Annotated in this window: 15 protein-coding genes; all 15 read left to right on the top strand. The window is 73.5% G+C overall.

Annotated features, from left to right (window positions below):
* Positions 1-245: 245 nt before the first annotated feature.
* The 15 genes from ACGF13_RS08575 to ACGF13_RS08505 all read left to right on the top strand — a co-directional run bounded on the left by ACGF13_RS08575 (position 246) and on the right by ACGF13_RS08505 (position 26,169).
* Positions 246-6,443, top strand: coding sequence for an acyltransferase domain-containing protein (locus ACGF13_RS08575; protein WP_392870510.1), 6,198 nt, complete (start codon positions 246-248; stop codon positions 6,441-6,443).
* Complete coding sequence (locus ACGF13_RS08570) at positions 6,440-8,299, top strand: amino acid adenylation domain-containing protein (protein WP_392870507.1); 1,860 nt, start codon at positions 6,440-6,442, stop codon at positions 8,297-8,299. Before ACGF13_RS08575 ends, ACGF13_RS08570 begins: the two co-directional genes overlap by 4 nt.
* Before the next feature lie 54 nt (positions 8,300-8,353).
* The gene (locus tag ACGF13_RS08565) at positions 8,354-10,138 is read left to right on the top strand and encodes a beta-ketoacyl synthase N-terminal-like domain-containing protein (protein ID WP_392870504.1); all 1,785 of its coding nucleotides are present in this window, start codon (positions 8,354-8,356) and stop codon (positions 10,136-10,138) included.
* Positions 10,139-10,140: 2 nt separating this feature from the next.
* Positions 10,141-11,391: a cytochrome P450 gene (locus tag ACGF13_RS08560; protein ID WP_392870501.1), complete on the top strand. Its 1,251-nt coding sequence runs from the start codon at positions 10,141-10,143 to the stop codon at positions 11,389-11,391.
* A 40-nt stretch (positions 11,392-11,431) separates the two neighbouring features.
* The gene (locus tag ACGF13_RS08555) at positions 11,432-12,127 is read left to right on the top strand and encodes a formyltransferase family protein (protein ID WP_392870498.1); all 696 of its coding nucleotides are present in this window, start codon (positions 11,432-11,434) and stop codon (positions 12,125-12,127) included.
* 340 nt (positions 12,128-12,467) lie between these two features.
* Complete coding sequence (locus ACGF13_RS08550) at positions 12,468-15,884, top strand: type 2 lanthipeptide synthetase LanM family protein (RefSeq protein WP_392870495.1); 3,417 nt, start codon at positions 12,468-12,470, stop codon at positions 15,882-15,884.
* Positions 15,881-18,091 carry a peptidase domain-containing ABC transporter gene (locus ACGF13_RS08545; RefSeq protein WP_392870492.1) on the top strand — a complete coding sequence of 737 codons (2,211 nt, stop codon included), beginning with the start codon at positions 15,881-15,883 and terminating at the stop codon, positions 18,089-18,091. The genes ACGF13_RS08550 and ACGF13_RS08545 overlap by 4 nt, the downstream gene beginning before the upstream one ends.
* Before the next feature lie 119 nt (positions 18,092-18,210).
* Positions 18,211-18,402: a hypothetical protein gene (locus tag ACGF13_RS08540; protein WP_392870489.1), complete on the top strand. Its 192-nt coding sequence runs from the start codon at positions 18,211-18,213 to the stop codon at positions 18,400-18,402.
* Positions 18,403-18,448: 46 nt separating this feature from the next.
* A complete protein-coding gene (locus ACGF13_RS08535; protein ID WP_392870486.1) occupies positions 18,449-18,637 on the top strand; it encodes a hypothetical protein in 189 nt (62 codons plus the stop codon).
* Between the two features lie 23 nt (positions 18,638-18,660).
* A complete protein-coding gene (locus ACGF13_RS08530; RefSeq protein ID WP_392870483.1) occupies positions 18,661-18,852 on the top strand; it encodes a hypothetical protein in 192 nt (63 codons plus the stop codon).
* Positions 18,853-18,874: 22 nt separating this feature from the next.
* Positions 18,875-19,066: a hypothetical protein gene (locus ACGF13_RS08525; RefSeq protein WP_392870480.1), complete on the top strand. Its 192-nt coding sequence runs from the start codon at positions 18,875-18,877 to the stop codon at positions 19,064-19,066.
* Between the two features lie 208 nt (positions 19,067-19,274).
* On the top strand, positions 19,275-19,697 hold the full coding sequence (locus ACGF13_RS08520) for an XRE family transcriptional regulator (RefSeq protein ID WP_392870477.1): 423 nt from the start codon (positions 19,275-19,277) through the stop codon (positions 19,695-19,697).
* A gap of 110 nt (positions 19,698-19,807) precedes the next feature.
* Complete coding sequence (locus tag ACGF13_RS08515; protein WP_392870474.1) at positions 19,808-20,323, top strand: ParH-like protein; 516 nt, start codon at positions 19,808-19,810, stop codon at positions 20,321-20,323.
* Positions 20,316-21,488, top strand: a complete 1,173-nt coding sequence (locus ACGF13_RS08510) for an MAB_1171c family putative transporter (protein ID WP_392870471.1) — start codon at positions 20,316-20,318, stop codon at positions 21,486-21,488. Before ACGF13_RS08515 ends, ACGF13_RS08510 begins: the two co-directional genes overlap by 8 nt.
* Before the next feature lie 283 nt (positions 21,489-21,771).
* Entirely contained in the window at positions 21,772-26,169 is a 4,398-nt protein-coding gene (locus ACGF13_RS08505) for a LamG-like jellyroll fold domain-containing protein (RefSeq protein ID WP_392870468.1), read from the top strand.
* Positions 26,170-26,234 lie beyond the last annotated feature (65 nt).

Genomic DNA, 26,234 nt, shown 5'->3' with positions numbered 1-26,234 from the left:
TCCCCACCCGAACGCGCGGATGAAACAGCGCTGCCAAAATCCCGGCAGCGAGAATGCGCGACAGCTCCGCCGGCGCGGCGCCGTGAGCGCCGGTGAGAATTCCACAGTGAGCCGCTGATCCGCGATCACTCCGGTCACCTCGTAGCATCCTGCCCCCCACACGCGTTGGCGAGTCACGCGATCGGCGCTCCGGTTCCTCCCTCCTGCCACGAGAGGAGCAGTGCCGCACGACCGCGGGTCCAGGCATGTCATGTACAGGCCTATACCTGAGGTGCTCCTTCGTGGCCGAATTCCCCCCACCTGAAAGAACTACCAGTCCCCCCCTGCGAACGATCGGCTGTGAAGCTCCAACCGTCCATTCCATCCGCCCTGTCGAGGGAGTCGCCATGCCCCAAGAGCGCGCAGCGCGAGACATATCCGCCGTCACGGATTTCCTGCTATCCCGCTTCGCCGAGCTACTGGACGTCTCCGCGAACTCCGTGGACCGGTGGGCACCGATGCACCGGTACGGACTGGACTCCCTGAAGTCGGTGAACCTCGCGGCCGCCCTGTCCGAGTTCCTCGGCCGGCAGGTCCCGGCCACCTTGATGTGGCAGTACCCGACCGTCGACGGGCTGGCCCGCGCCCTGGTCGACGGTCCGCGGGCCGCGGAGCCCGCCCGGAGCACCGAACGCCGCTCTCCCACGCACGAGCCGGTCGCGATCGTGGGCATCGGCTGCCGGTTCCCCGGCGGGCCGGACCCGTCCTCGTTCTGGCGGCTGCTGACCGAGGGCGGCGACGCCGTCGGACCGGTGCCGGCCGCACGCCGCGAGCTGCTGAACGACCGGGTGCGCTGGGGCGGGTTCATCGACGACATCGACCGCTTCGACCCGCTGTTCTTCGGCATCTCGCCCCGCGAGGCCGTCCAGATGGACCCTCAGCAGCGCCTGGTCCTGGAGCTGTCCTGGGAGGCCCTGGAGGACGCCGGCATCGCGCCGAACAGCCTCGTCGGCAGCGACACCGGCGTGTTCATGGCCTCCTGCTGGGGCGACTACGCCGCCCTGGCCCACTACCGCGGCCCCGACAGCCAGATCACCCCGCACACCGCGACCGGCATGCACGACGGCATCATCGCCAACCGCGTCTCCTACGTCCTCGGCCTGCAGGGCCCCAGCATGGCCATCGACTCGGCCTGCGCCGGGTCGCTCGTCTCGGTGCACGTGGGCTGCCAGTCGATCTGGCTGGGCGAGAGCGACCTGGTGCTGGCCGGCGGCGTGAACCTGAGCTTCGTCTCCGACTACTACACCGCCATGGACCAGATGGGCGCGCTCGCCCCGGACGGCCGCTGCAAGTCCTTCGACGCCCGCGCCGACGGCTACGTCCGCGGTGAGGGCGCCGGCGTCGTCGTGCTCGCCCCGCTGAGCGTGGCGCTCGAACGCGACCTGCCGGTGTACTGCCTGATCAAGGGCAGCTCCTCCAACAACGACGGCCCCAGCAACGGCATGACGGCGCCGAACCCCCAGGCCCAGGAGAAGATGCTCCGCACCGCCTACCAGCGGGCCGGCATCGCACCCCACCTCGTCGACTACATCGAGTGCCACGGCTCGGCGACACCGCTCGGCGACCCGATCGAGGCCAACGCCATCGGCGCCGTCCTCGGCGGCGACCGCGCGGAGCCGCTGCGGCTCGGCTCCGTCAAGTCCAACGTCGGCCACCTGGAGGCGGCCGCCGGCATCGTCGGCCTGGTCAAGCTCGCGATGTCGATGCGCAACGGCGTGCTGCCGCCGAGCCTGCACTTCAGCGCGCCGAACCCGCAGATCCTGTTCGACGAGTACAACCTCACCGTCCAGGACCGGCTGGAGCCGTGGCCGCGGCGCTCCGACGCCCGGCGCGGCGGCGTCAGCTCGTTCGGGTTCGGCGGCTCGATCTGCCACCTCGCCGTCGAGGAACTGCCGCGCCCCGAGGCCTCGCTGCTCCTGCTGGCCGCGGACTCCCCCGAGGAGCTGGCCGAGCGGGCCCGGGCGGTGCGCGACGCGGACGACCTGCGCGCGCTCTGCCGCCGCACCCCCGGCGACGGCCCGTTCCGGCTCGCCGCCACCGCCCGCGACATGGCCGAACTCCGCGGCAGCCTCGACGCCTTCGGCACCGGCGCGGACGCCCCCGGACTGAGCGTCGGGGAGGCCGGGAAGGCCGGCCGCAGGCCGCGGGTGGCGTTCCTGTTCTCCGGCAACGGCTCGCAGTGGGTCGGCATGGGCCGTCAACTGCTCGCCGGCCAGCCCGTGTTCCGCCGCTCCATGATGAGGTCCGACCGGCGGATGCGGGAGCTGCTGGGCTTCTCGCTGGTCGAGCAGCTGCTCGACCCCGACGGCCGCCTGGACGACATGGACGTCTTCCAGCCGCTGCTGTTCTCCCTCCAGGTCGCGCTCGCCGAGACCTGGCGCTCGCTGGGGGTGGAGCCGGACGTCGTGGTGGGGCAGAGCGTCGGCGAGTTCGCCGCCTCCCACATCGCCGGAGCCCTCGACTTCGAGGACGCCTCCCGGCTGGCCGCCCACCACGGCCGGCTCCTCCAACTGCTGGCTGTGGGCCGCGGCGAGGGCATCGTGGTGATGACCCCCGCGGAGGAGGTGCTGCCGCACCTGACCGGCGGGCTCACCCTCTCCGGCCGCAACGGCCTCGGCTCCACCCTCGTCACCGGCACCCCGCAGGAGATCGACGACCTCGTCCTGCGGCTGACCGAGGCCGGCGTCACCAGCCACCGGGTGCGGATGGGCCACGCCCCGCACTCCGCGCTGGTCGACCACGTCCTCGCCCCGCTGAAGGCCGAGCTCGACGGCATCCGGCCCCGGTCCACCCGCATCCCGATGATCTCCACCGTCACCGGCGAACTCGTCGACGGCGCGGAGCTCGGGCCGGACTACTGGGCGGACAACCTGCGCCGGGAGATCCGGATGGTCGACGCCCTGACGGCCCTGCGCGGCCACGACGTCGACGCGGTGGTCGAGCTCAGCCCGCACCCCCTCCTGCTCAAGTCGGTCTCGGAGATCCTCCCGGCGGCGGCCACCCTGCCCTCCCTGCGGCGCGGCGCCGACGAGGCCGCCACCCTGCTCGGCTCGCTCGGCGCCCTGTACACCGCCGGACTCCCCGTCGCGGCCCACCCGTTCCTGGCCGGCGACCGGGGCCGCCACCTCGCGCCGAGCCCCGGTGACGCCGCCGCCGACGGGCAGCTGCACCTGGTGCCCGTCACCGCCCGGACCGCGGACGCGCTGGCCGACACCTGCCGCGAGCTGTCCAACCACGTCGAACGCGACCCGGCCCTGCGGGTGTCCGACCTCGCCTACACCCTCTCCGCCCGGCGCAGCCACCACGGCCACCGGATCGCGCTGTTCGCCCGCGACCGGCAGGACGTCCTGGACGGACTCGCCCGGGTCGCCGCCGGCCGGCCGCACCCCGACGTCGTCACGGGTACGGTCTCCGGCAACGCCGACCGGCGGGTGGCGCTGGTGTTCTCCGGCGGCGGCACCCAGTGGGTCGGCATGGGCCGCGAGCTGCTGCGCTCCCACGCCGGCTTCCGGGCCCGGATGACCGCCTGCGACGCCGCCGTCCGCGCGGCCGGCGGGTTCTCGGTGCTCGACCTGCTCGCCGCCCCGGCCGAGGAGGCCAGGTACGAGGAGATGGACTTCCAGCAGCCCGTGCTGTTCGCCCTGCAGGTCTCGCTGGCGCAGGTCTGGCTCGACCTGGGCGTCGAGCCGGCGGCCGTCGTCGGCCACAGCCTGGGCGAGGTCGCGGCCGCCTGCGTGTCCGGCGCGCTGTCCCTGGAGGACGCCGCCCGGGTCGTGGTGACCCGCTCGCGCCTGCTGGAGCGCAAGGCCGCCGAGGGCGCCATGATCTCGGTCGACCTGCCGGAGGAGGAACTGCGGCCCCGACTCGCCCCGTACGCCGAGCACGCGGCCGTCGCCGTGGTCAACAGCCCCACCAGCGCGGCGGTCTCCGGCTCGCCCGAGGCCGTCGACGCCCTGGAGGCGGACCTCCTGCGGGACGGGGTCTCCGTCCGGCGGATCCGGGTCGAGCGGCCGGTGCACAGCCCCGGCATGGACCCGCTGCTCGAACCGCTGCGCGCGGGCATCGACGGCATCACCCCGCTGACACCGGGCATCCCCTTCCACTCCACCGCCCTGGCCGACACGGTGAACCCGGTCACCGACGTCGACTACTGGGTGCACAACCTGCGCAACCAGGTCCGCTTCGCCGAGACCATCGGCGCGCTGGTGGACCGGGGCGTCACCACCTTCGTCGAGATCGGCCCGCACGAGACGCTGCGCGGCGCGGTCGAGGAGATCGGGCTGTCCCGCGGCACCGAGGTGCACGCGATCAACTCGCTGCGGCGCGGGGAGAGCGACGTCCGCTGCCTGCTGGGCGCCGTCGCCTCGCTGTACGTCAGGGGGCTGCCGCTGAGCTTCGACTCGCTGTTCGGCGACGACGTCGAGGTGGTGGAGACCCCGCTCGTCCAGTGGCAGAAGGAGCGCTACTGGATCGACACCGAGCCCCGCCGCGAGGCCGCGCCCGCCCCGGCTCCGGCGGTCGAGACCGCGGCGGCGAGCGTGGCCGTCACGGCTCCCGTCGAGGCGCGGCCGGTCGAGAGCCCGGCGGCGGCGGACCGGCCGGTGGCGGAGGTCGTCCTCGCCGAACTCGCCGACGCGCTGGGCGTACCGGTGAGCAGGTTCGACACCGCGGCCGGCCTGCGCGACTTCGGCCTGGACTCGATGCTGGCGATCCGCCTCGTCAACAGGCTGCAGGCCGTGCTCGGGCACCGGGTGTCGCCGGTGGTGTTCCTGGACGGGCGCTCCATCACCGAGGTCGTCGCCCACTTCGTCGGGCTCACCGCCGGACCGGCCGCACCCGCTCCGGCACCCGCCGGCGCCACCGCCGTCCCCGCCGGCCCCGTCATCCCCGCTCCCGCCCCCGCTCCCCCGGCCCGGCCGGACCGGAGCTTCCTGGCGGACCTCTCCGAACTGGACGCCGAGGAGCTGCTGGAGGAACTGGACGCGCGCGGGCTGATGGAGGCCACCGACGCCCCGGCGCTGGAGCAGCTGCGCGCCGACGGCCTCGGCCTCGACGTGGCGCCGGCCTCGCACGGCCAGGCCTCGCTGTGGTTCATGCAGATGGTCGCGCCGGACGCCGTGCCGTACAACTTCATGGTGACCGCCCGGATCCGGGCCGCGGTCGACGAGGAGGCCCTGGAGCGCGCCGTCCTGGCCGTGCTGGACCGGCATCCCGCGCTGCGCACCGTCTTCGTGGAGGCGGGCGGCAGCCCGTACCAGGTCATCCTGGACGAGCCGGTGTACGAGTTCCTCGTCGTGGACACCGCCGACCTGGACGACGAGCAGGCCCGCGAGGAACTGGCCGGGTACGGGCACGAGCCGCTGGACCTGGACAACGGGCCGCTGGTGCGGATCGTCCTGATGCGGCGCGGCCCCGCCGACCACTACCTGCTGGTGCTCGTCCACCACATCGCCTCGGACGCGGCGTCGGCCGACGTCATGATCCGCGAGATCCAGGAGTACTACGAGGGCGCCGACCCGGCCAGCAGCGCGCCGGTCGCCCCGTACACCGAGTTCGTCGCGTGGGAGCGGCAGTGGCTGGCCGGGCCGGCCGCCGAGGCGGCGCTGGACTGGTGGTCGCGCAAGCTCGCCGACCCGCCCGCCCACCTCGACCTCTCCGACAAGGAGCGGCCGCCGGGCGTCACCTACGAGGGCCGGGACGTCGCGTTCCGTTGGAGCGCCGAGGAGACGCGCCTGCTGCGGGAGTTCGCGGTACGCGAGGGCGTGTCGGTGAGCACCGTCGTGCTGGCCGGGTTCTTCGCCACGCTCAACCGCGCGGTCGGCACCGAGGACTCGGTGCTCGCCACCGCCATCGCCCAACGGGCCGAACCCGGCTGGGAGTCCGCCATCGGCTACTACCTCAACACCGTACTGGTGCGGGCGAACCCGACCGCCGACCGCAGCTTCCGCGAGCTGCTGCGCGAGGTCCACGCCTTCTCGCTGGGCCTGCTGGAGCACATGAACTACCCCCTCGACCTGCTGGCCGCCCAGCTGAAGCCGCCGCGCGCGGAGGGCCGCTCCCCGTGGTTCGACGTGGTGGTGAACTGGCTCTCCTCGGACGCCTTCCCGCGCTCCGTGAAGCTCTTCCACGGCGTCGGCGACACGCTCACCCCGGACGGCGCGCTGCCGCTCGAACCCCTCCAGGTCCGCCGGCACCTCGCCAAGTTCGACCTGGAGATCTCGATGGCCGACATCGACGGCCGGGTGGCCGGCCACGTCCAGTTCAAGCCCGCCTACCTGGAGCGGCGGACCGTGACGGCGCTGCTCTCGCTGTACCGCACCGTGCTCTTCGACTCGATCGCCCGACCCGACCAGGCCCTCGGCGCCGTCGCGCCGGCCGGCCTCCCCAAGGAGACGGACCGTTGACCGAAACCCTGCACTCCGAGTTCATCGCCCAGGCCGTCAAGAACCCCGACGCGACGGCGGTCCACTCCGACGCCGGCGTCCTGAGCTACGGCGAACTGAACGAGCGCTCCCGTGAGTTGGCCGAGCGGCTGGCCGCCGACGGCGCGGGCCCCGGCGTCCCGGTCGGCATCTGCGTCGAGCGCACCCCCGACCTGCTCGTCGCCGTCCTGGCCGTCCTGCGCACCGGCTCCTGCTACCTGCCGCTGGACCCGAACTACCCCGCCGACCGGCTGGCCTTCATGGTCCAGGACAGCGGGACCCGCCTGCTGCTCACCACGCCCGCGTCCCGGGCCAACTGCCCGCCCGGCGCGACCGTCGTCGTGCTCGGGGACACCGTGACGACCGAGCCCGGCGCGAAGCCGGTGGCGGTCGTGCCCGAGGACACCGCGTACGTCATCTACACCTCGGGCTCCACCGGCCGGCCCAAGGGCGTGGCCGTCCGGCACGCCGGCGCCGTGGCGATGCTCGCCGCGATGGACCGGGTCCTCGAAGGCTGCGACCTGAGCGGCGTCTCGGCGGCGAGCTCGATCTGCTTCGACATGTCCGTGATGGAGGTCTTCAACGCGCTCTGCCGCGGCGGCGCCGTCGTGCTCGTCGAGAGCGCCGTGCACCTGTCGGAGAGCCGGTACGCGGACCGGATCACCCACCTGACCGTCGTCCCGTCGGTCATGAACGGCCTGCTGGACGCCGGCGCCCTGCCACCGAACGTGCGCTCGATCGTGTTCGGCGGCGAGGCGCTGCGCCGCAAGCTGGTGGACCGGGCCTACCGGGAGACCGGCGCCGTACGGGTGTTCAACGCCTACGGCCCCACCGAGGGAACCGTCTTCTGCTCCTTCGGGCTGGTGCCCGAGGACGGCACCGACGAGCCGACCATCGGCCCGCCGACCGCCGACGCCGTGGTCCACGTGCTCGACGGGAACCTGCAGCCGGTGGCGCCCGGCCGGCCCGGCGAGCTCTACCTCGGCGGCGTCGGCGTCGCGCACGGCTACGTCAACCGGCCGCGCACCACCGCCGAGCGCTTCCTGCCGGACCCGTTCCGCGAGGGCGGGCGGATGTACCGCACCGGGGACCTCGTCGAGTTCACGGAGGACGGCGAACTGCGCTTCCTCGGCCGCTCCGACCACCAGGTCAAGCTGCGCGGCTACCGGATCGAGCTGGAGGAGGTCGAGGCCCGGCTGACCGCCTGCCCCGAGGTCCGGGAGGCGGCCGCCGTCGTGCGGGGCAACCGGCTCGTCGGCTACGTCGTGCCCGCGGGCGACGGCGCGACGCAGGACGGCACGGCCCCGGGTGGCGCCGCCCAGGACGGCCCCCGGCTGGACGCCGCGCTGCAGAGCGCCGTCACCGGCCGGCTCGCCGTCGAACTGCCCGACTACATGGTGCCCGCGACCCTCGTCGTCCTCCCCGCCCTCCCGCTGGGCCCGGGCGGCAAGCTCGACCGCGACGCGCTGCCCGAGCCGCCGGCCGCCTCCGGCGGTCCGCTGACGGCCGCCAGTACGCCGACCGAGGTGGCGCTGTCGGAGATCTGGGGCCAGCTGCTCGACCTCGAACCGTCGGCCATCGACGTGCAGTCCGCCTTCTACGACCTCGGCGGCGACTCGCTGCTGCTGGTCCGCCTCGCCCGGCTGATGACCCGGCGCTTCGACCGCCGCGTCCGCGTGCCCGACCTCTTCAGCTTCCGCGACATCGCTTCCCTCGCCCGCTGGCTGGACGACGAGAGCGGCGCCACCCCCGAGGTGGTCGAGTCCGCCCGCCAGCGCGCCAGTGCCCGCCGTGCCGCATTGCGCGGCCGTGGCGGCGGCGCGGCCGCCGGACGCTGAGCACCCCCCTGCCCCACCCGAAGCCAACGAAGCCGACGAAGCAGGAGCCTTCCCATGACCGACAGCCCCGAGCAGGAGTACGACCCGGGTGACGTGGCCGTCATCGGCATGTCCCTGCGGGCGCCAGGCGCCCGCACCAAGGAGGAGTTCTGGGACAACCTCGTCCACGGCCGGGAGTCCGTGTCCTTCCTGACCAAGGACGACATCCACGTCGACGAGACGCTGATCCACAGCCCGTTCTACGTACGGGCCTGCGGCGTGCTCGACACGTACGACAAGTTCGACCCGTCGGTCTTCGGCATCAGCGACCGGATGGCCGCCAGGATGACGCCGGAGAACCGGCTGTACCTGGAGAGCGCGTGGGAGTCGCTGGAGGACGGCGGCTACGACCCGGACCGGCTCAAGGCCGAGGTCGGCATGTACGGCGCCAACAACCCGCAGACCGCCGCGCAGTACAGCTCCCCGCCGGACCGGGTGTCGGTCGGCCCCGAGGCGATCGAGGCCAGCCTGGCGTGGTCGCCGGACACCATGACCTCCAACGCGCTGTACTACATGGGCCTCACCGGCGAGGCCGTCACCGTCGCCGCGGTCTGCGCGGGCTTCCACTACGCGGTGCACCTGGCCTGCCAGTCGCTGCTGCTCGGCCAGAGCGACCTGGCCATCGCCGGCGGCGCGCTGGTCCGCCTGCCGCACCCCCGCGGTCACCTCTGGGAGGAGAACCGCATCCTGTCGAGGGACGGCCACTGCCGCCCGTTCGACGCCAACGGCACCGGCACGGCGCTGTCCAGCGGCGTCGTCACCGTGCTGCTGAAGCCGCTCGGCCGGGCCGTCGCCGACCGCGACCACGTCTACGCCGTGGTCCGGGGCTCGGCCGTCAACAACAACGGCGTCAGCGCGATGGCGTACGGCCTGGCCCAGCCCGAGCGGCTGAGCGCGTGCATCGCCGCCGCCATGGAGGTGGGCGGCGTCACCCCGGACACCGTGTCCATGTACGAGGCGAACGGGCTCGGCCTGCCGATGACCGACGAGCTCGAAGTGCACGCGGCGACCATGGCGTTCGGGAAGCAGACCGCGACCACCTCGATCGGCGGGGTCAAGGGCAACGTGGGCCACGGCGGCGTGGTGTCCGGCGGCTTCGGTGCCGTCAAGGCCGCGCTGGCGCTGTACCACCGGACCCTCCCGGCGACGATCAACCTGACGGAGGTCAACCCGGACCTCGACTTCCCCAGCACCCCCTTCGTGCCGCAGATCGAGGGCGCGCACTGGGATCCGGAGGCCGGCATCCGCCGCGCGGGCGTCACCTCGATCGGCGGCGGCGGCTACAACGCCCACCTGCTGCTGGAGGAGGCTCCGACGCCCGCCGAGCGCGCCCCCGAGGAGGCGGGCAGGCCGTGGCTGGCCACCCTGTCCGCCATGGACGACGACGCGCTGGCCCGTCAGCGCACCCGGCTCAGGGAGCGGCTGGAGGCCGACCCGGGCCTGCGTCTGGACGACGTCTGCTTCACCCTCAACCTCGGCCGCAAGGTGATGGCCCGCCGGTGGGCGGCCGTGGTCCGCAGCCGCGAGGAGCTGATCGCGGCGCTGTCCGACGACGGCGCCCGCGGCCCGGCCACCTCGACCGCCGCCGCCCCGCGGACCGACCCGGACGCCTTCGCCCGCACCGGCGACGGGATCGTGCCCGCCGGCCGGGACGCCGGGGCCCTCGCCGAGCTGGCCGCCGCCTGGGTGACCGGCCGGCAGGTGGACTTCGACGCCCTGCACCTCGGGGAGGCCGGCCGCCGGGTGCCGCTGCCCACCTACCCGTTCCAGCCCCGCCGGTTCTGGCGCACGGACTGGTGAGCATGAACGCGCCGACGACCACACCCTCCCTGGAGACCGTGGACCTGGGTGACCCGGCCACCTTCGCGGACCACGACCTCGACGGGTTCTGGCGCACCCTGCGGGACACCGCGCCGCTGCACTGGAACCCGCCGGCCGGCGGCCGCCCCGGGTTCTGGGTGCTCTCCCGCCACGACGACATCATGGCCACCTACCGGGACAACGTGAACTTCACGTCCCAGCGCGGCAACGTGCTCGTCACCCTCCTGGAGGGCGGCGACGCCGGGGCCGGCCGGATGCTGGCCGTCACCGACGGGCCCCGGCACCTGGAGCTGCGCAAGATCCTCCAGCGGGTGCTCTCCCCGAGGGTGCTCGACGAGGTCGCGCTGACCGTCCGGACCAACACCCGGCGGTGGATCCGCGAGGCCGTCGAGTCCGGCGGCTGCGACTTCGCGGAGCGGATCGCCAGCCGGATCCCGATGACCACGATCTCGAACCTGCTCGGCGTGCCCGAGCGGGACCGGGACTACCTGCTCTCGCTGACCAGGACCGCGCTGTCGGCGGACGACGAGGACGTCGACGAGGTCGACTCCGAGATGGCCCGCAACGAGATCCTGATGTACTTCATGGACGTCGTCGAGGAGCGGCGCGAGTCGCCCGGCGAGGACGTGATCAGCATGCTGATCGGCAGCGCCATCGACGGGGTGCCGCTGTCCGACGAGGACGTCGTGCTGAACTGCTACAGCCTGATCATCGGGGGCGACGAGACCAGCCGGCTGACCATGATCGACTGCGTTCGCACCCTGGCCGCCCAGCCCGAGCAGTGGCGGCGGCTCAAGCGGGGCGAGGTCGCGGTCGAGACCGCGGTGGACGAGGTGCTGCGCTGGGCCTCGCCCACGATGCACTTCGGGCGCAGCGTCGAGCGGGAGACCGAACTGCACGGCGTACGGCTGCGGCCGGGCGAGATCGTCACGCTCTGGCACGCCTCCGGCAACCGGGACGAGCGGGTCTTCGCGCGGCCCGGGGTGTTCGACCTCGGCCGGACCCCCAACAAGCACCTGGCCTTCGGCTACGGCCCGCACTTCTGCGTCGGCTCGTACCTGGCCAAGGTGGAGATCGCCGAACTGCTCAAGGCCCTGCGGGACTTCACCCTCGGGTTCGAGCAGACCGGCGAGGCGCTGCCGATCCGGTCGAACTTCCTGACCGGGTTCTCCACCATGCCGGTGCGCTTCGATCCCGACCGCTCCGGACTGGAGGCGCCGACGGAGGCCTGAGGGACCGGCAACCACCCGACCAGCGACCGCGGGAGTGCGGATGAACATCTACATGTCAGGGCAAGGGGCGTTCGCGGTGCAGGTCGCGGAAGCCCTGCTGGACAACGGGCACAAGATCGTCGGGGCGGCCGCGCCCCGGCTGCGCAAGGGGAAGTCCGACGAGGGCGACGCGATGTCCTGGGACCGCCTGCGCGCCTGGGCGTTCCCCCGGGACATCCCCTGGACGGACTCGGCCGAACTGCGCGCGATGCACGTCCCGGACGGGGTGGACGTCATCCTCGCCGCGCACTCGCACGCCTTCCTCGGCCGCCGGACGCGGGCCAGGGCCGCCGTCGCCACCATCGGGTACCACCCCAGCCTGCTGCCGCTGCACCGCGGCCGGGACGCGATCCGCTGGACCGTCCGCGACGGCGACAAGGTGACGGGCGGGAGCGTCTACCACCTCACCGAGCGCACCGACGGCGGCCCGCTCGCCGCCCAGGAGCACCTGTTCGTGCCGCCCGGCTCGACCGCGCAGAGCCTGTGGCGCGACCACCTGGCTCCGCTCGGCGTGCGGCTGCTGCTGAAGGTGGTCGCCGACCTCGCCGCGGACCGGCGGATCGAGGTCCCCCAGGACGAGCGGCTGGCGACCTGGGAGCCCGCGATGGACACCCAGCCGCTGTTCAAGCCCGAGCTCATCGCCCTGCCGGGCTCGGTGCGGGTCGACAGCGACAAGTGGGCGCTGCACGAGGGCTGAGCACCGACCTGTACTCCGACAACCTCATCGATCCACCAACTCAGCAGGTGTCCCCGGGTGTTCGGCACTCCGGGGGCACCTGCGCGCGTTCCGGCAGGTCACGCCACCCGGCTCGGCCGCCCCGCTTCAACAGCTGAGATGAATGGCTCGGGCATGTCCATTCACACCACTTGACGCACCGTCATGAACGCGGGCAGACTCGCCTGGCGTCGACATCAGCTCATATGAATCGACTGGGTACTTCCATTCACGACAGACGACAGCCCGACGGCCGACGGCCGCCTCTGCGCCGCGCCCGTCCGTCCCGGCTCGTCCGCCCTCCGCGTCCCAGGAGTTCAGCATGCCCTCGAAGACCCCGCCCGATGCCGCGGCCACCGCCGCCCCCTGGTCACGCGTCGACCGCGCGCCGCTGACCGGCAGCTGGTGGACGCGCGGCCTGTGGCTGGCCGAGCGCCTGACCGCCGACGGCGAACCGCCCGCCCCGGTGCCCGACAGCCCGGCCGAGGGCAGCCTCGGCTGGCGCGCCGACCGCCGACTGGCCCGCTGGCGCTCGGCGTTCCCGGACCACACCCCGGACACGGCCGACGTCCAGGCCCGGGCGCTCGGCATCGACCCGCCGCTGCTGCGCCGGCTGCTCGCCGAACACCCCGACAGCCTCGCCGCCAGGACCGTCAAACCGGACTGGGCCCGGTTCGTCGAGGACGTCATGGCGCGCGCCGCCCACCGGCCGCCGGCGCCCGACGAAGCGCGCCACGCCGAGCACCGCGCCGAGCCCGGCGCCGAGCACCGTGGAGAGCCCGGCGACGAGCACGACGCGGCACCCGAAGGCCAACACCAGCACGGCTTCGCCGACTTCGCGGTCCTCGTCGAACCCTTCCTCGCCGAGGCCCACCGCCTGCTGGCGGCCTCCGACCCCGCCGGGAACGCCACCGCCGACCCGGCCGAGGACGCCCTCGCGGCGGTCCGGCGCTCGCTCACCGAAAGCCTGCGGGAACAGCTGGTGTCCTCGCTCGGCCGCACCCTGGTCCTGGAACTCCACGTGGCCCGACTCTCCGGCCAGTTGGCCGGCGACACCCCGCGCGAACGCTTCCGCTCCTTCGTCGCCTGGCAGCGACAGCCCGAGCGGCTGGCCGCGCTCCTCGACGAATACGCCGTCCTGGCCCGGCTGTTGGCCTCCGTCACCGCGAACGCCGTCCACGCGCACCGGGAGTTCCTCGACCGCTTCACCGCCGACCGGCCGTCACTCGTCGAGCGGCTCTTCGACGGGCGCGATCCCGGCGAGCTGACCGAGGTCCGGATGGGCCACGGCGACGGCCACGAGGCGGGCCGCTCGGTCGCGCTGCTGACCTTCTCCTCCGGCGCCCGGTTGGTGTACAAGCCCCGGCCGCTGGCCGTCCACGAGCACTTCAACGCGGTGGTCGACTGGTACGACACCGCCCTGCCGGACGTCGGCCTGGGCACGGTGGCGGTGTGGGACCGCGGCGAGTACGGCTGGATCGAGTTCGTGGAGCCGACGCCCTGCGCCGACCACCCGGCGGCCGAACGGTTCTACCACCGCCTCGGGGCGCTGCTCGCCCTGCTCTACGCGCTCGCCGCCACCGACTTCCACTTCGAGAATGTGATCGCCGTGGGGGAACAGCCGATCGCGGTCGACCTGGAGTCGCTGTTCCACGTGGGCGTGCCCCACCTGACCGGCAGCCCGCTGGTCGACGACGACCCGGCACAGCACCTGCTCGCCCACTCGGTGCAGCGGGTGGGGCTGCTGCCCTCCGTCCTGGTCGGCGACGGCGGCGCGGTGCTGGACGTCGGCGGGATGGGCGCCGACAAGGGCGCCGTGCTGCCCTTCAAGATGCCCGCCTGGGAGGACGGCGGCACCGACGGGATGCGCCTGACCCGGGTGCAGCGCGCCTTCGGGGGCAGCGCGAACCGGCCGAACCTGGACGGCCGGGACGTCGACCCGGCGAACCATCTGCCGTCCCTGCGCGCCGGGTTCGAGGCCGGCTACCGGACGATCGCCGCCCACCGCGAGGCGCTGCTCGCGCCCGACGGCCCGCTGGAGCGGTTCCGGGAGGACACCGTCCGCACCATCGTCCGCGCCACCCGCGTCTACGCCCACCTGCTGAGCGAGAGCACCCACCCGGACGTCACCCGGGACGCGCTCGACCGCGACCGGGTGCTCGGGCTGATCTTCGCCCAGTCCGCCGAGAACCCGGCGCTCCGGCCACTGCTGGCGCTGGAGGCCGAGGACCTCTGGAGCGGCGACGTCCCGCTGTTCCGCGCCGTCGTCGGCTCCCGCGACCTGCACACCCACCGCGGGCACGCGCTGCCGCGGGCGCTGCCCGAGTCCGGGCTCGACCGGGCCCGGCGGATCATCGCCGCCATGGACGAGCACGACCTCGCCACCCAGGACTGGATCATCCGGGCCGCCTTCGCCGCCCGCACCACCAACCCGCAGGCGGGCGGACCGCACTCGGCGGCCACCGCCACCCGGCCGGTGCGGCCCGCCCCGGCCGAGGCCGACCGCTCCCCCGCCGAGCGCGCCCTGCGCCTCGCCCGGTCCGTCGCCGACCGCCTGACGGCCGACGCGCGCCGCACCAGCGCCCGGACCGGCTGGCTCGGGCTCGACCTGGCCCGGGACCAGTGGCGGGTCACCGCCCTGCGCGACGACCTGTACGGCGGCTACCCCGGCGTCGCGCTGTTCCTCGCCCAGCTCGCCTCCGTCACCGGGGAGGAGCGGTACGCGCGGTGGGCCCGCCGCGTCCTGGCACCGTTCCCCGAGCACCTCGCGCACGCGCTGCGCCGCACCCCGAAGCGGAGCTGGGGGGCGTTCGGCGGGCTGTCCGGCACCGCCTACGCGCTGGACTGCGCCGCCGCCCTGCTCGACGACCCCGCGCTGGCACAGCCCGTACCCGAGCTGCTCACCGCGGCCGCCCACGGCCTCGACGACGACCGGCAGCTCGACCTGATCGGCGGCGCCGCCGGCTGCCTCGCCGTGGCCGAGGCCCTGGTGCGGCGGCACGGCCGCGCCGCACAGGACTGCGCCTGGCGCTGCGCCCGACTGCTGGTGGAGAAGGCCGAGCCGCACCCCGGCGGCACCGTCGCCTGGCGCACCGCGCTGACCGGCGAGCGGCCGCTGCTGGGGCTGTCCCACGGCGCCGGCGGGATCGGCTGGGCGCTGCTGCGCCACGCCGCCCGCACCGGGGACGCGGACGCGCTGCGCACCGGGCAGGCCGCCCTGGCCTACGAGGAGGACGGCTTCGACCCCGAGCTCGACAACTGGCCGGACTTCCGGGAGCAGACCCCCAGGCCCTGGCAGGCCACCCCGCCCCCGGGCACCATCGCCCACGTGCACGCCTGGTGCCACGGCGCCCCCGGCATCGGACTGCTCCGGGCCGACCTGCCCGCCGCGGTCCGCACCCTGGCGAACGACCGGGCCCTGCTGCGCGCCGTACGCTCGACCGCCGCCTTCGGCCAGGACGGCAACGACAGCCTCTGCCACGGCGGTCTGGGCAATCTGGAGCTGTTCGCCGCGGCCGCCCGCGCCGGCGTCGCGCGGGCCGGGGACCACTTCCGGCGGACCCGCGACACCCTGCTGGCCGGGATCGAGGAGCGCGGCCCGGTCTGCGGCACCCCGGGCGGCATCCCCACGCCCGGTCTGATGACCGGCCTGGCCGGCATCGGCCACGGACTGCTGCGGATCGCCGCGCCCGACCACGTCGCCCCCGTGCTCCTGCTCGCGCCGCAGGAGGCCCCGTGACCTCCCCGTCCGACGCCGCCCGGACCCGCCCCCGGCAACGCGCCCACCGCGTGCCGCTGCGGCTCCAGTTCACCCGCACCGAGTGCGCCGCGGCCTGCCTGGCCATGGTCCTCAGCCACTACGGACGCGACTCCACGGTGGCCGACTGCCGCCCGCTGCTCGGCGCCGGACGCGACGGCGCTTCGGTGGCCGTGCTCGTCGACGCGGCGCGGCGGGTCGGCCTGACCGTCCGCGTCGACCGCGGACCGGCCGCCCTGGAACGACCGCTGCGCGGCCCGGTGATCGCCTACCTGAAAACCCATCACTTCGTGGTCCTGGAACGGGTCGACCGCCGCTCCGTCCGGCTGGTCGACCCGGCCGGCGGACGCCGCCAGATCTCCCGGCGGGACTTCGACGAGCTGTTCGGCGGCGTGGCCGTCGCCCTGGAACCGGGCGAGCACTTCGAGGAGCGGCACACCCCGCTGCGCGACCGTCCGATGGTGCGCTACCTGCGGCGCTTCCTCGCCGCCCCGGGCGGCCGCTCGCTGCTCGCCCTGACCGCCCTGGTCACCGGAGGGCTGCAACTGCTCGGCCTGGCCGTCCCGTTGCTCACCCGCACCGTGGTGGACACGCTCCTGCCGCAGCACCGCACCGGCCTGCCCGGCCTGCTGGCGCTGTCCGCCGTCGGCATCGCCCTGCTCACCGGGCTGCTCACCGCGCTGCGCGCGCTGGCCCTGCTCGCGCTGCGCCGGCGCGGCGACCTGGTGCTGACCCGCTCCTTCGTCGAGCACCTCTTCCGGCTGCCGCTGCAGTTCTTCCTCGAGCGCGGACGCGGCGACCTGCTGATGCGCATGTCCAGCGTCTCCAGCACCCGGGAGACCATGACCCAGCAGCTGATGACCGTCGCCCTGGACGGCGTCCTGCTGGTCGGCTACCTGGTCGCCGTGGTGCTGCTGCAGCCCCTGTACCTGCTCGCCGTCGCCCCGCTGTTCCTGCTGCAGCTGTTCCTGGTCCTCCGGTCCCACCGCCGGCTGCGCAACCTCGCCCAACTGGAGCTGGTGGCGCGGGCGGAGGAGCAGAGCTACCTGGTCGAGGCGCTGGAGGCGATCCTGCCGCTCAAGGCGAACGGCGTGGAGGGCCGCGCCGTGGAGCACTGGCAGGGGCTGTTCACCCGCTACCAGGGCGCGATGCTGCGGCGCGGCCGGGCCACCGCCCGGCTCTCCGGGGCCCAGCGGGCGATGACCTCGCTCGGCCCGCTGCTGATGCTCGGCGTCGGCGCCTGGATGGTCATGACCGGCCGCTCCACCCTGGGCACCATGCTGGCCGCGAACAGCCTGGTGCTGTCCCTGCTGGCGCCGCTGGAGACCCTGTCCACCACCGGTCAGCTCTACCTCACCGTCAACGCCCAGGTGGAACGCCTCTTCGACGTCCTGGACGCACCCACGGAGACCGGCGGCGGGCTGCGACTCGCGTCGGACCGGGCCACCGCCGTCGACGTCCACGCGCTGACGTTCCGCTACCAGCCGTCCGGGGCGCCGGCCCTCAGCGGGATCGACCTGTCCGTCGCCGCCGGCGGCAAGCTGGGCATCGTCGGCAGGACCGGCTCCGGCAAGAGCACCCTGGCCCTGCTGCTGCTCGGCCTGCTGCGGCCCGAGGAGGGGACGGTACGGCACGACGGCGTGCCGATCGACCGCCTCGACCTGGCCGACCTGCGCGCCCACTGCGGCGCCGTCCTCCAGGAGTTGAGCCTCTTCGGCGGCAGCATCAGGGACAACCTGACCCTCGGCCGGCCCGACGCCGAGGACGCCGAGGTGATCCGGGCCGCGCGGATCGCCGGACTGCACGAGGACGTGCTGGCCCTGCCGATGGGCTACGACACGCCCGTCGGCGAGAGCGGCTCGGCCCTCTCCGCCGGACAGCGCCAACGGGTCGCCCTGGCCCGGGCATTGGTGCACCGGCCCCGGCTGCTGCTGCTCGACGAGGCGACCAGCCACCTCGACCCGCAGACCGAACGCCACGTCGACGGCGCGCTCGCCGACCTCGCCGTCACCCGGATCGTCGTCTCCCACCGGCTCAACGCCGTACGCAACGCCGACCAGATCCTCGTCCTCGAACACGGCCGGATCGTCCAACGCGGCCGCCACGACGAGCTGATCGAGCAGGACGGCGTCTACCGCCTGCTGTTCGGCGCGGCCGACAGCGACGTACGCCCCGCCGCGAGCCACTGAATCCGACGGGCTCGATCCGACGGGCTCAATCCGACGGGCGCCCGACGCCCGTCCCCGGAACCCCGGTCGGCCACCCGGCCGCCCGGTCGCGCAACCACCCACCGAAAGGCAGGACCGCCATGACCGACGACAGCATCGCCCGCGCCTGGAAGGACCCGGAGCACACCGCCCGCGCCACCGCCCCCGCCCACCCGTCCGGCGAGATCGACCTCGGCCTGATGGTCGGCGGCCTCTCCGACGAGGAGGACGGCAGCGAGGCCCTCGGCAGCGCCGGCTGCTGCCCCACCTGGGCCACCGGCACCCACTGCTGACGGCCCAACCACCTCCACTCCCGGAACCCGAAACGGAAGGAACGCCATGAGCAACGAGGACATCGTCCGGTCCTGGAAGGACCCGGAGGCCGCGCACACCGCCCCCGGCCACCCGCTGGGCGAGCCGGACCTCAGCGCCCTCACCGGCGGCGAGCAGGAGATGACCATCTTCGACATGTGCAGCAACCAGACCGCGTGCGGCACCTGCGGCAGCCTCAGCTACGGCTGCTGCTGAGCGACCGAGACGGAGTCGAAACGATGAGCAACGAGGACATCGTCCGGTCCTGGAAGGACCCGGAGACGGCGCACACCGCCCCCGGCCACCCCCTCGGCGAACCGGACCTCACCACCCTCACCGGCGGCGAGGAGCAGATCACGATCTTCGACATCTGCGCCTCCATGCAGACCGGATGCGGCACCTGCGGCAGCTTCAGCGTCGGCTGCTGCTGAGCGACCAGGAAGGAGTCGAACGATGAGCAACGACGAGATCGCCCGGTCCTGGAAGGACCCGGAGGCGCACACCGCCCCCGGCCACCCCCTCGGTGAACCGGACCTCACCACCCTCACCGGCGGCGAGGAGCAGATCACCTACAACGACCTCTGCGGCGACACCGACCGGAGCTGGTGCGGCACCTGCGGCAGCTTCAGCTACGGCTGCTGCTGACCCGCACGCACCACCCCTCTCACAGGACGTCGGGTCCGGCCCTCCCCCGAGGGCCGGGCCCGCGTTCATTCCGACGTTCGTTCGCGTGTTCGTTCCGGAGGACCGTTGCCGGGAGGTGGCGCCACGCCCGAAGCTACGATGGTTACCCGGCGGCCGGCCCCGTGCTCCAGCGTCGCCGTGACCGGAAGTGGCGGCGCAGGAGGCGGAGATGGCGGAAGCCGGGGCGAGCACGCTCGCCGAGAAGATCGAGACGTTGTTCCGCACGGTCCGGCGCCCCAACCGGGAGCAGTACAGCAACGAGGACGTGGCGCGCGCCTGTCGCGAGGCCACCGGCGAGACCTTCTCGGCCACCTACCTGTGGCAGCTGCGCACCGGCAAGCGCGACAACCCGACCAAGCGTCACCTGGAGGCGCTGGCGGCGTTCTTCCATGTCTCACCGGCCTACTTCTTCGACGACCGCCCCGAGGAGATCGTCGCCGAACTCGCCCTGCTGGAGGCGCTGCGGGACGCCGGTGTCCGGAACATGGCGCTGCGGGCGGTGGAACTCTCACCCGAAGCTCTGGACACGGTCTCCGATGTGATCGAGACTATCGCTCGCCGGGAGGCTGCCAGGGGCAAGCCCTCCCAGTGAGCACGACGTGGTGCCGCCGAGGAGGCACCCCGCGACGGTTGACCGGCCACGTCGGCCCCGGCGGATAGGCGAGGCGCGCATTGCGGTGGATCCGACGGCACGGCGGAATGATGCGGCGCTGCCGCGCGATCAGCGAGTCGCTCGACCTCCCCGACCCGTTCGACGCCGCCGAGCTCGTCGCCCGCCTCGCCCGCGACCGCGGCCGCCCGATCGACCTGATCGCCGTCCCCGCGAAGCCCGGTGCGCCCTGCGGACTGCTGGTGACGACCGGTCAGGCCGACTACATCGTGTACGCCGAGGACACCAGCGAGGTGCACCGCCAGCACATCCTGGTGCACGAGTACGCCCACCTGCTGTTGGGCCACGCCGACAGCCCCTCGCCCGACCCCGGGCTCACCCGCGGCCTGCTGCCGCACCTCTCCCCGACGATGATCGGGAAGGTCCTGGGGCGCACCGTCTACCTCGAACCCCAGGAGCAGGAGGCGGAGTTGCTCGCCTCGCTGATCCTCAAACGGGCCCTGCTGCCCGGCGGCCGCCCGTCCGGCGCCCAGTCCCGCGACGCCGAGTGGGCGCACCGGCTCTTCCCCCTGCTGGGCTCCCGCCGCCCGCCGGGCCCGCATGACTGACCCCGTCCTCGCCTGCGCCGCGGTCCTGCTGCTCGGCCTGAGCACGTACCGCTTCTTCGCGCGCGGGCGCCGCGGCCGCACGCCGGCACTGCGCCACACCTGCTGCTTCGCCTGGTGCTTCGGCGCCTTCCTGGCGCTGATGGCCGGTCAGACCAGGGCGGACATCGACCACGGAACCGGCCTGGCGGGCCTGTCCGGCATGTTCACCGACCACCTCAAGATGGGCTCCGCCGGGTTCCTCGCGCTGGCGGCCGTCTCACTGCGCCGTCCCGCGGCCGACGCCCGGGCGCTTCGCCTGCGCCAGGCCGGCACCGCCCTCGCGGTCCTCTCGGCGACCGTCCTGTTCCTGCTCGCCGGGATCCGCGAGGACGGCGGCCAGATGGTGGCCACCGGCGCGTTCGGCCCGGTGGCGCTGGCCGGCTACGACCTGGTCATCACCGGCTACGTGACCTGCTGCCTCGTCACCCTGGCGCGCCAGACGCTGCACTGGACCCGCCAGGCCGACACCACGGCCCTGCGCACGGCCCTCGGCCTGATCACCCTCACCGCCGCCATCGGCCTGCTCTGGGCCGCGTGGGGGTTCGACGACGTCCTCGGCGCCCTGCGCTCGGGCCGCCAGCTGACCACCGAGGACCCGGTCTCGCTGGTGCTCGGGCGGCTGTGCGCGGTCCTGCTGCTGGCCGGTGCCACCACCCTGCTGTGGGCGCGCGCCGGCCGCGCCGCCCGGCGCTGGCGGGCCGCGTACCGCAGCTACCGGTCGCTCGGGCCGCTGTGGCGGGCGCTGCACGCGGCCTTCCCGCAGATCGCCCTCAGCTCCGGCCGGATGCCGCCGGCCGACGCCGAACTCGCGCTCTACCGCCGGGTCATCGAGATCCGGGACGGGCTGCTGATCCTGCGCCGCTACCGCACGGCGGAGGCGCCGGCGGGGGCGGGCGGCGCGCCCCGCGGCACCGAGGCCGCGGCGCGGGCCGAGGCCACCAGGATCGCGGACGCGCTGCTCCGCGCCCGGGTGCGGGATCCCGACGACGGAGCTCCCGGCACCGTCCCGCCGGCGGCCGAGCCCCACCTTCCGCACATCGGCGGCATGGAGGCGGAGACCCGCTGGCTCGGCCAGATCGCCCAGGCCCTGCGGACCCTGCCGCCCCGGGCCGCCGGGCCCCGCTGAACCCAGCGCGGCGCCCGAACACCCCTGATGACCAGCATGGTTACCGTTCGCTACCGCCTCATGAATTCGGAACCCGACTCTCCGACCTCTTTTTCGGATGTGAGTTGCGCCACAACCGGCTGGTCGGTTTATCCGGTTTTAACTGAGCTACTCCCCTTCTGACGGTGCATCGGCGGGTGTGTGGATCCTCATGGCTTTCTCATGAACCTTTGACAGTCGTTTAAGCGTCCATGAAGATCCGCTCAAACTTCGCCCATACACCGGAAGTCGGAGCTTACGCACAGTGAGAACAGCAGCAAGACGGTCGGGCAGCCTGCTCGCCGCGGCACTCGCCGCGGTCGCGCTGGCCGCGACCGCGGTGGCGCCGGCCGCCGCCGCAGTCCCCGGCGGAACACCGCCGCCCGGCGTGACGGACACCCAGGACAGCGCGGAGAGCCTGGCCGTCAAGGAAGCCGCCCGCACCGGCAAGCCGGTCGAGGTGCTCGCCAAGCGCGGCGAGTCCAGCGACACCGTCGCCCAGCCCGACGGCAAGCTGAAGACCACCACCTACGTCCAGCCCAAGCGGGTGCGCAAGAACGGCACCTGGGTGGACCTCGACCCGACGCTGCAGGCGCTGCCGGACGGCGCCGTCGCCCCCAAGGGCTCCACCGCCGACCTGCGGTTCTCCGGCGGCGGCAGCGAGCCGCTGGTCCGGATGGCGCGGGCCGGCAAGGAGCTGAAGCTCAGCTGGCCGAAGCCGCTGCCCAAGCCGACGGTCACCGGCGCGACCGCCGAGTACACCTCGATCCTGCCGGACGTCGACCTGCGGCTGACCGCCACCAAGACCGGGTTCACCCAGGTCATCGTGGTGCGCACACCCGAGGCCGCGCAGAACCCCGAGCTGGACCAGCTCCGACTCGGCCTGCACGGCGACGGCCTGACCGTCAGCAAGGAGGCCGACGGCACCCTCAAGGCCAAGGACCTGTCCGGCGGCGGCACCGTCTTCGAGGCGCCCGTCCCGGTGATGTGGGACTCCACCAAGCCCGCCGCGCCCGCCGCGGCGAGCACCCCCTCCGCCCCGGCCCCCGCGGCCGCCGCCCCGAAGGCGCTCAAGGCCGCCCCGCAGCAGGCGCCGCGGGCCGAGGCCCCGGCCGCCGCCGCTCCCGCCGCCGGTCAGCCCGATCCCGCCGCGTACGGCGAGGGCGACCTGCCCGGCGAGGGCGCCAAGATGACCCGCCTCAAGGTCGACCTGCCCAAGGACGGCCTGGTGCTGTCCCCCGACCAGGCCATGCTCGACGCCCCGGACACCGTCTACCCGGTGATGATCGACCCGGCGTGGTACACCCCGCACGCCGGTGACTGGGCGGGCGTCTCGCGCAGCTACCCGAACCAGGCGTACTGGCACTTCACGTACAACAGCAGCTACGTCCACGACTGGGGCGTCGGCTACTGCGGCGACACCTCGCGGTGCGCGCCGACCGACGTGAAGCGGGCGTTCTTCCAGGTGCCCAACCCGTTCGTCGGCAAGCAGATCCTCAGCGCCACCTTCGGCACCTACGAGAGCTGGTCGTACTCCTGCGACGCCCGGCCCGTCGAGCTGTGGAACACCGGCTACATCTCCTCCGGCCTGAACTGGAACAGCCAGAACGCCGCCGGGTTCTGGGGCCGCTACCTGCAGACCATCAACACCGCCAAGGGCTGGAGCGGCAACTGCCCCGGCGGCTGGCTGGAGTACGGCGAGGACGGCGCGGTCCGCAACCTCGTCCAGGACGCCGCCAACTGGGGCTGGCCGACCATCACCTTCGGTCTGAAGGCCCAGAACGAGGGCGACACCCTCGCCTGGAAGCGCTTCACCGACGACGCCTACCTGTCGGTGTACTACAACCTGCGGCCCAACCAGATCCCGATGTCCGACATGACGATGTCGCCGGGCTCGGTCTGCCAGTACCCGGGCATCAAGATCAACAAGATGCCGCAGGTCACCACCCGCGCCACCGACCCGGACGGCGAGGCGATCGGCGTGCAGTTCGCGGTCGGCTGGGACGACGGCACCGGCCTGCGCCGCCGCTGGTGGTCCACCGGCTCGGAGGACGCCGCACCGGGCTGGGACACCTTCAAGGGCTCCGGCTCGATCTTCTCCTGGCCACTGCCGACCGGCCTGCCGCAGAACCTCCAGCTCGACTGGGAGGCCCGCGCCTGGGACGGCGCGCAGTGGGGGCCGTGGTCCTCCGACGGTGACCCGACCGGCTGCTACTTCATCGTCGACACCTCCGCACCGGACGGCCCGGCGATCACCTCCAACGCCTACCCGGGCTCCAAGGACGCCACCGCGGCGCTCCCGTGGACCGACGGCGTCGGCCGCACCGGCCAGTTCACCCTGAAGTCCGCCGCCACCGACGTGGTCAAGTACCAGTGGGGCCTCGACACCTCGCCGTCCGCGGCGAACGAGATCGCCACCAGCGGCGGCGCCGGGCAGACGGTCCGTGTCCAGCCGCAGACCGCCGGCGTGCACTTCGTCTCCGCCCGGGCCGTCGACGGCGCGGGCAACGCCTCGCAGCCCGAGACGTACTACTTCAACGTCCTCTCCGGGCAGCCGCAGCGCGCCGGCTGGTCGATGGACGATGCCGCCGGCGGCACGAGTGTCGCAGGCACCGGCGGTGGCTTCGAGGCCGCCCTCAACACCGGCGCCACGCCGGGTGCTCCCGGCCACCTCAAAGAGGCCCTCGCCCTGAACGGCACCGCCAACGGCTACGCCGAGACCCAGGGCGCGGTACTGGACACCCCTCGCAGTTTCACCGTCTCCTCCTGGGTCCGGTTCGACGGCACCACCGGAACCCGCGCGGCGGTCAGCCAGGGCGGCCCGGACTACTACGCCTTCCACCTCGGTATCGAGAACGTCGCCGGCGTCCTCAAGTGGGGCTTCAAGGTCCAGACCGCGGCCGGTAACCAGGACGCGAGCACGATCGGGCTCCAGTCCACCGACCCCGCGACGCCCGGCGTGTGGACCCACCTGACCGGCGTCTGGAACGCGGACTCGAAGACCATCCAGCTGTACGTCAACGGCACCCTGGCCAAGTCGGGCACCGCGAACGCGGTCTGGGACGGACACGGCCCGCTGGAGATCGGTCGCGCCCGTTGGAAGGGCCAGTGGGTCGACTACTGGCCCGGCGCCATCGACGAGGTCAGGGTCTGGGACCGCTCCCTGAGCACGACCGAGGTCGCCGACGTGGCCGCGGACAAGCAGCTCGCCACCGGCCGCCCGGCCAAGGCGGTCTGGCACCTGGACGGCAGTGACGCCAAGCCGGCCGGTACCGCCGAGACCGACAACCTCACCGCCTACAACGGCGTCGCGCTCGGCCAGCCCGGCATCGCCGACAAGGCGATCCACCTGGACGGCGTGGACGACTACCTGCGCGGCACCCGCCCGCAGGTCGACGGCAGCCGGGACTTCTCGGTCTCCGCCTGGGTGAAGCTGCCGGCCCCCGCCGCCAACGACACCAGCGCGAAGATCGCCGTCACGCAGATCGGCCAGCACAACAGCGAGTTCTCGCTGTACTACTCCACCTACTGGAAGCGCTGGATCTTCGGCCGCTACAAGGAGGACACCTCCGCCGACACCCTGGTGCGCACCTGGCAGCCCGACTGCACCCCGGGCACCCAGATCAACGGCGCGCCCTGCTTCGCCGGCACCACCGGCGAGTGGACCCACCTGCTGGGCGTCTCCGACACCGCCGCCAAGAAGCTGCGCTTCTACATCAACGGCTTCCTCGTCGGCGAGTCGGACTACACCCAGAACGCGCCGTGGGCCAACCCCGGCCCGCTGCAGATCGGTGCCGTCAACCGCGAGGGCGTCAACGGCGAGTTCTTCGGCGGCGACATCGACGACGTGCGGGTCTACGACCGGGTCGTCACGGGCCCGGAGGCCGGCACCATGGTGCAGCAGCGCCCGCAGCTGGCCGGCCGCTGGAAGCTCTCCTCGGCCACCGGCACCCCGGCCGTCACCCCCGACGAGGGCCCGGCCAAGGCCGGCGCCCAGCTCGGCGGCGGCGCCTCCATCAAGGCCGACGGCGGCGTGCTGACCGTCCCCGGCATCCTGCTGCTGGATGGCACCACCGGCTACGCCGCGACCGCCTCGACCCCGCTGCACACCGGCCAGAGCTTCACCCTGGCCGGCTGGGCGAACACCGCGGGCGTCCCGGCCCGGAAGATGACCGCCCTGTCGGTGGCCGGCGCCAACAACAGCGCCGTCGCCGTGCGCTGGGTCCCGCTGGGCAACGACGCCACCGGCCAGCCGTACGGCCAGTGGCAGGCCGAGGTCCGCGACTCCGACGCCACCGGCGCGACGCGCACCCTGACCGCGCACAGCTCCGCCGTCTCCGCCATGGAGAACTGGACGCACCTGGCGGTCAGCTACGACGCCTTCACGGACCGGCTGGTCCTGTACGTCAACGGCCAGGTGGAGAACCAGGGTTGCCCGGACGGTTCGACCGGCTGCACCCCGCACATCTCCTGGACCACCGCCCCGCAGCCCTTCGAGGCTGGCGGCGGCCTCCAGTTCGGCCGGAGCAAGGACTCCGGTGCCTGGGGCGAGTACTTCTCCGGTGAGCTGGACGACGTCTGGCTGTATCAGGGCGTGCTGAGCCCCGCGCAGATCGTCAAGCTCGCCGACTACGTCGAGCTCGGCACCTCCACCGGGGTCTGATCCCCCTCTACCTGCGGGCCGGGCGGCTTCCTGCCGCCCGGCCCGTGGTCCGTCACACCCGTTTC

This window comes from Kitasatospora sp. NPDC048286 (genome assembly GCF_043201735.1).
In the GTDB taxonomy this organism is placed as follows: Bacteria; Actinomycetota; Actinomycetes; order Streptomycetales; family Streptomycetaceae; genus Kitasatospora.
Note: the sequence above shows the minus strand (reverse complement) of the source record. Positions and strands in the feature narration are given on the sequence as shown.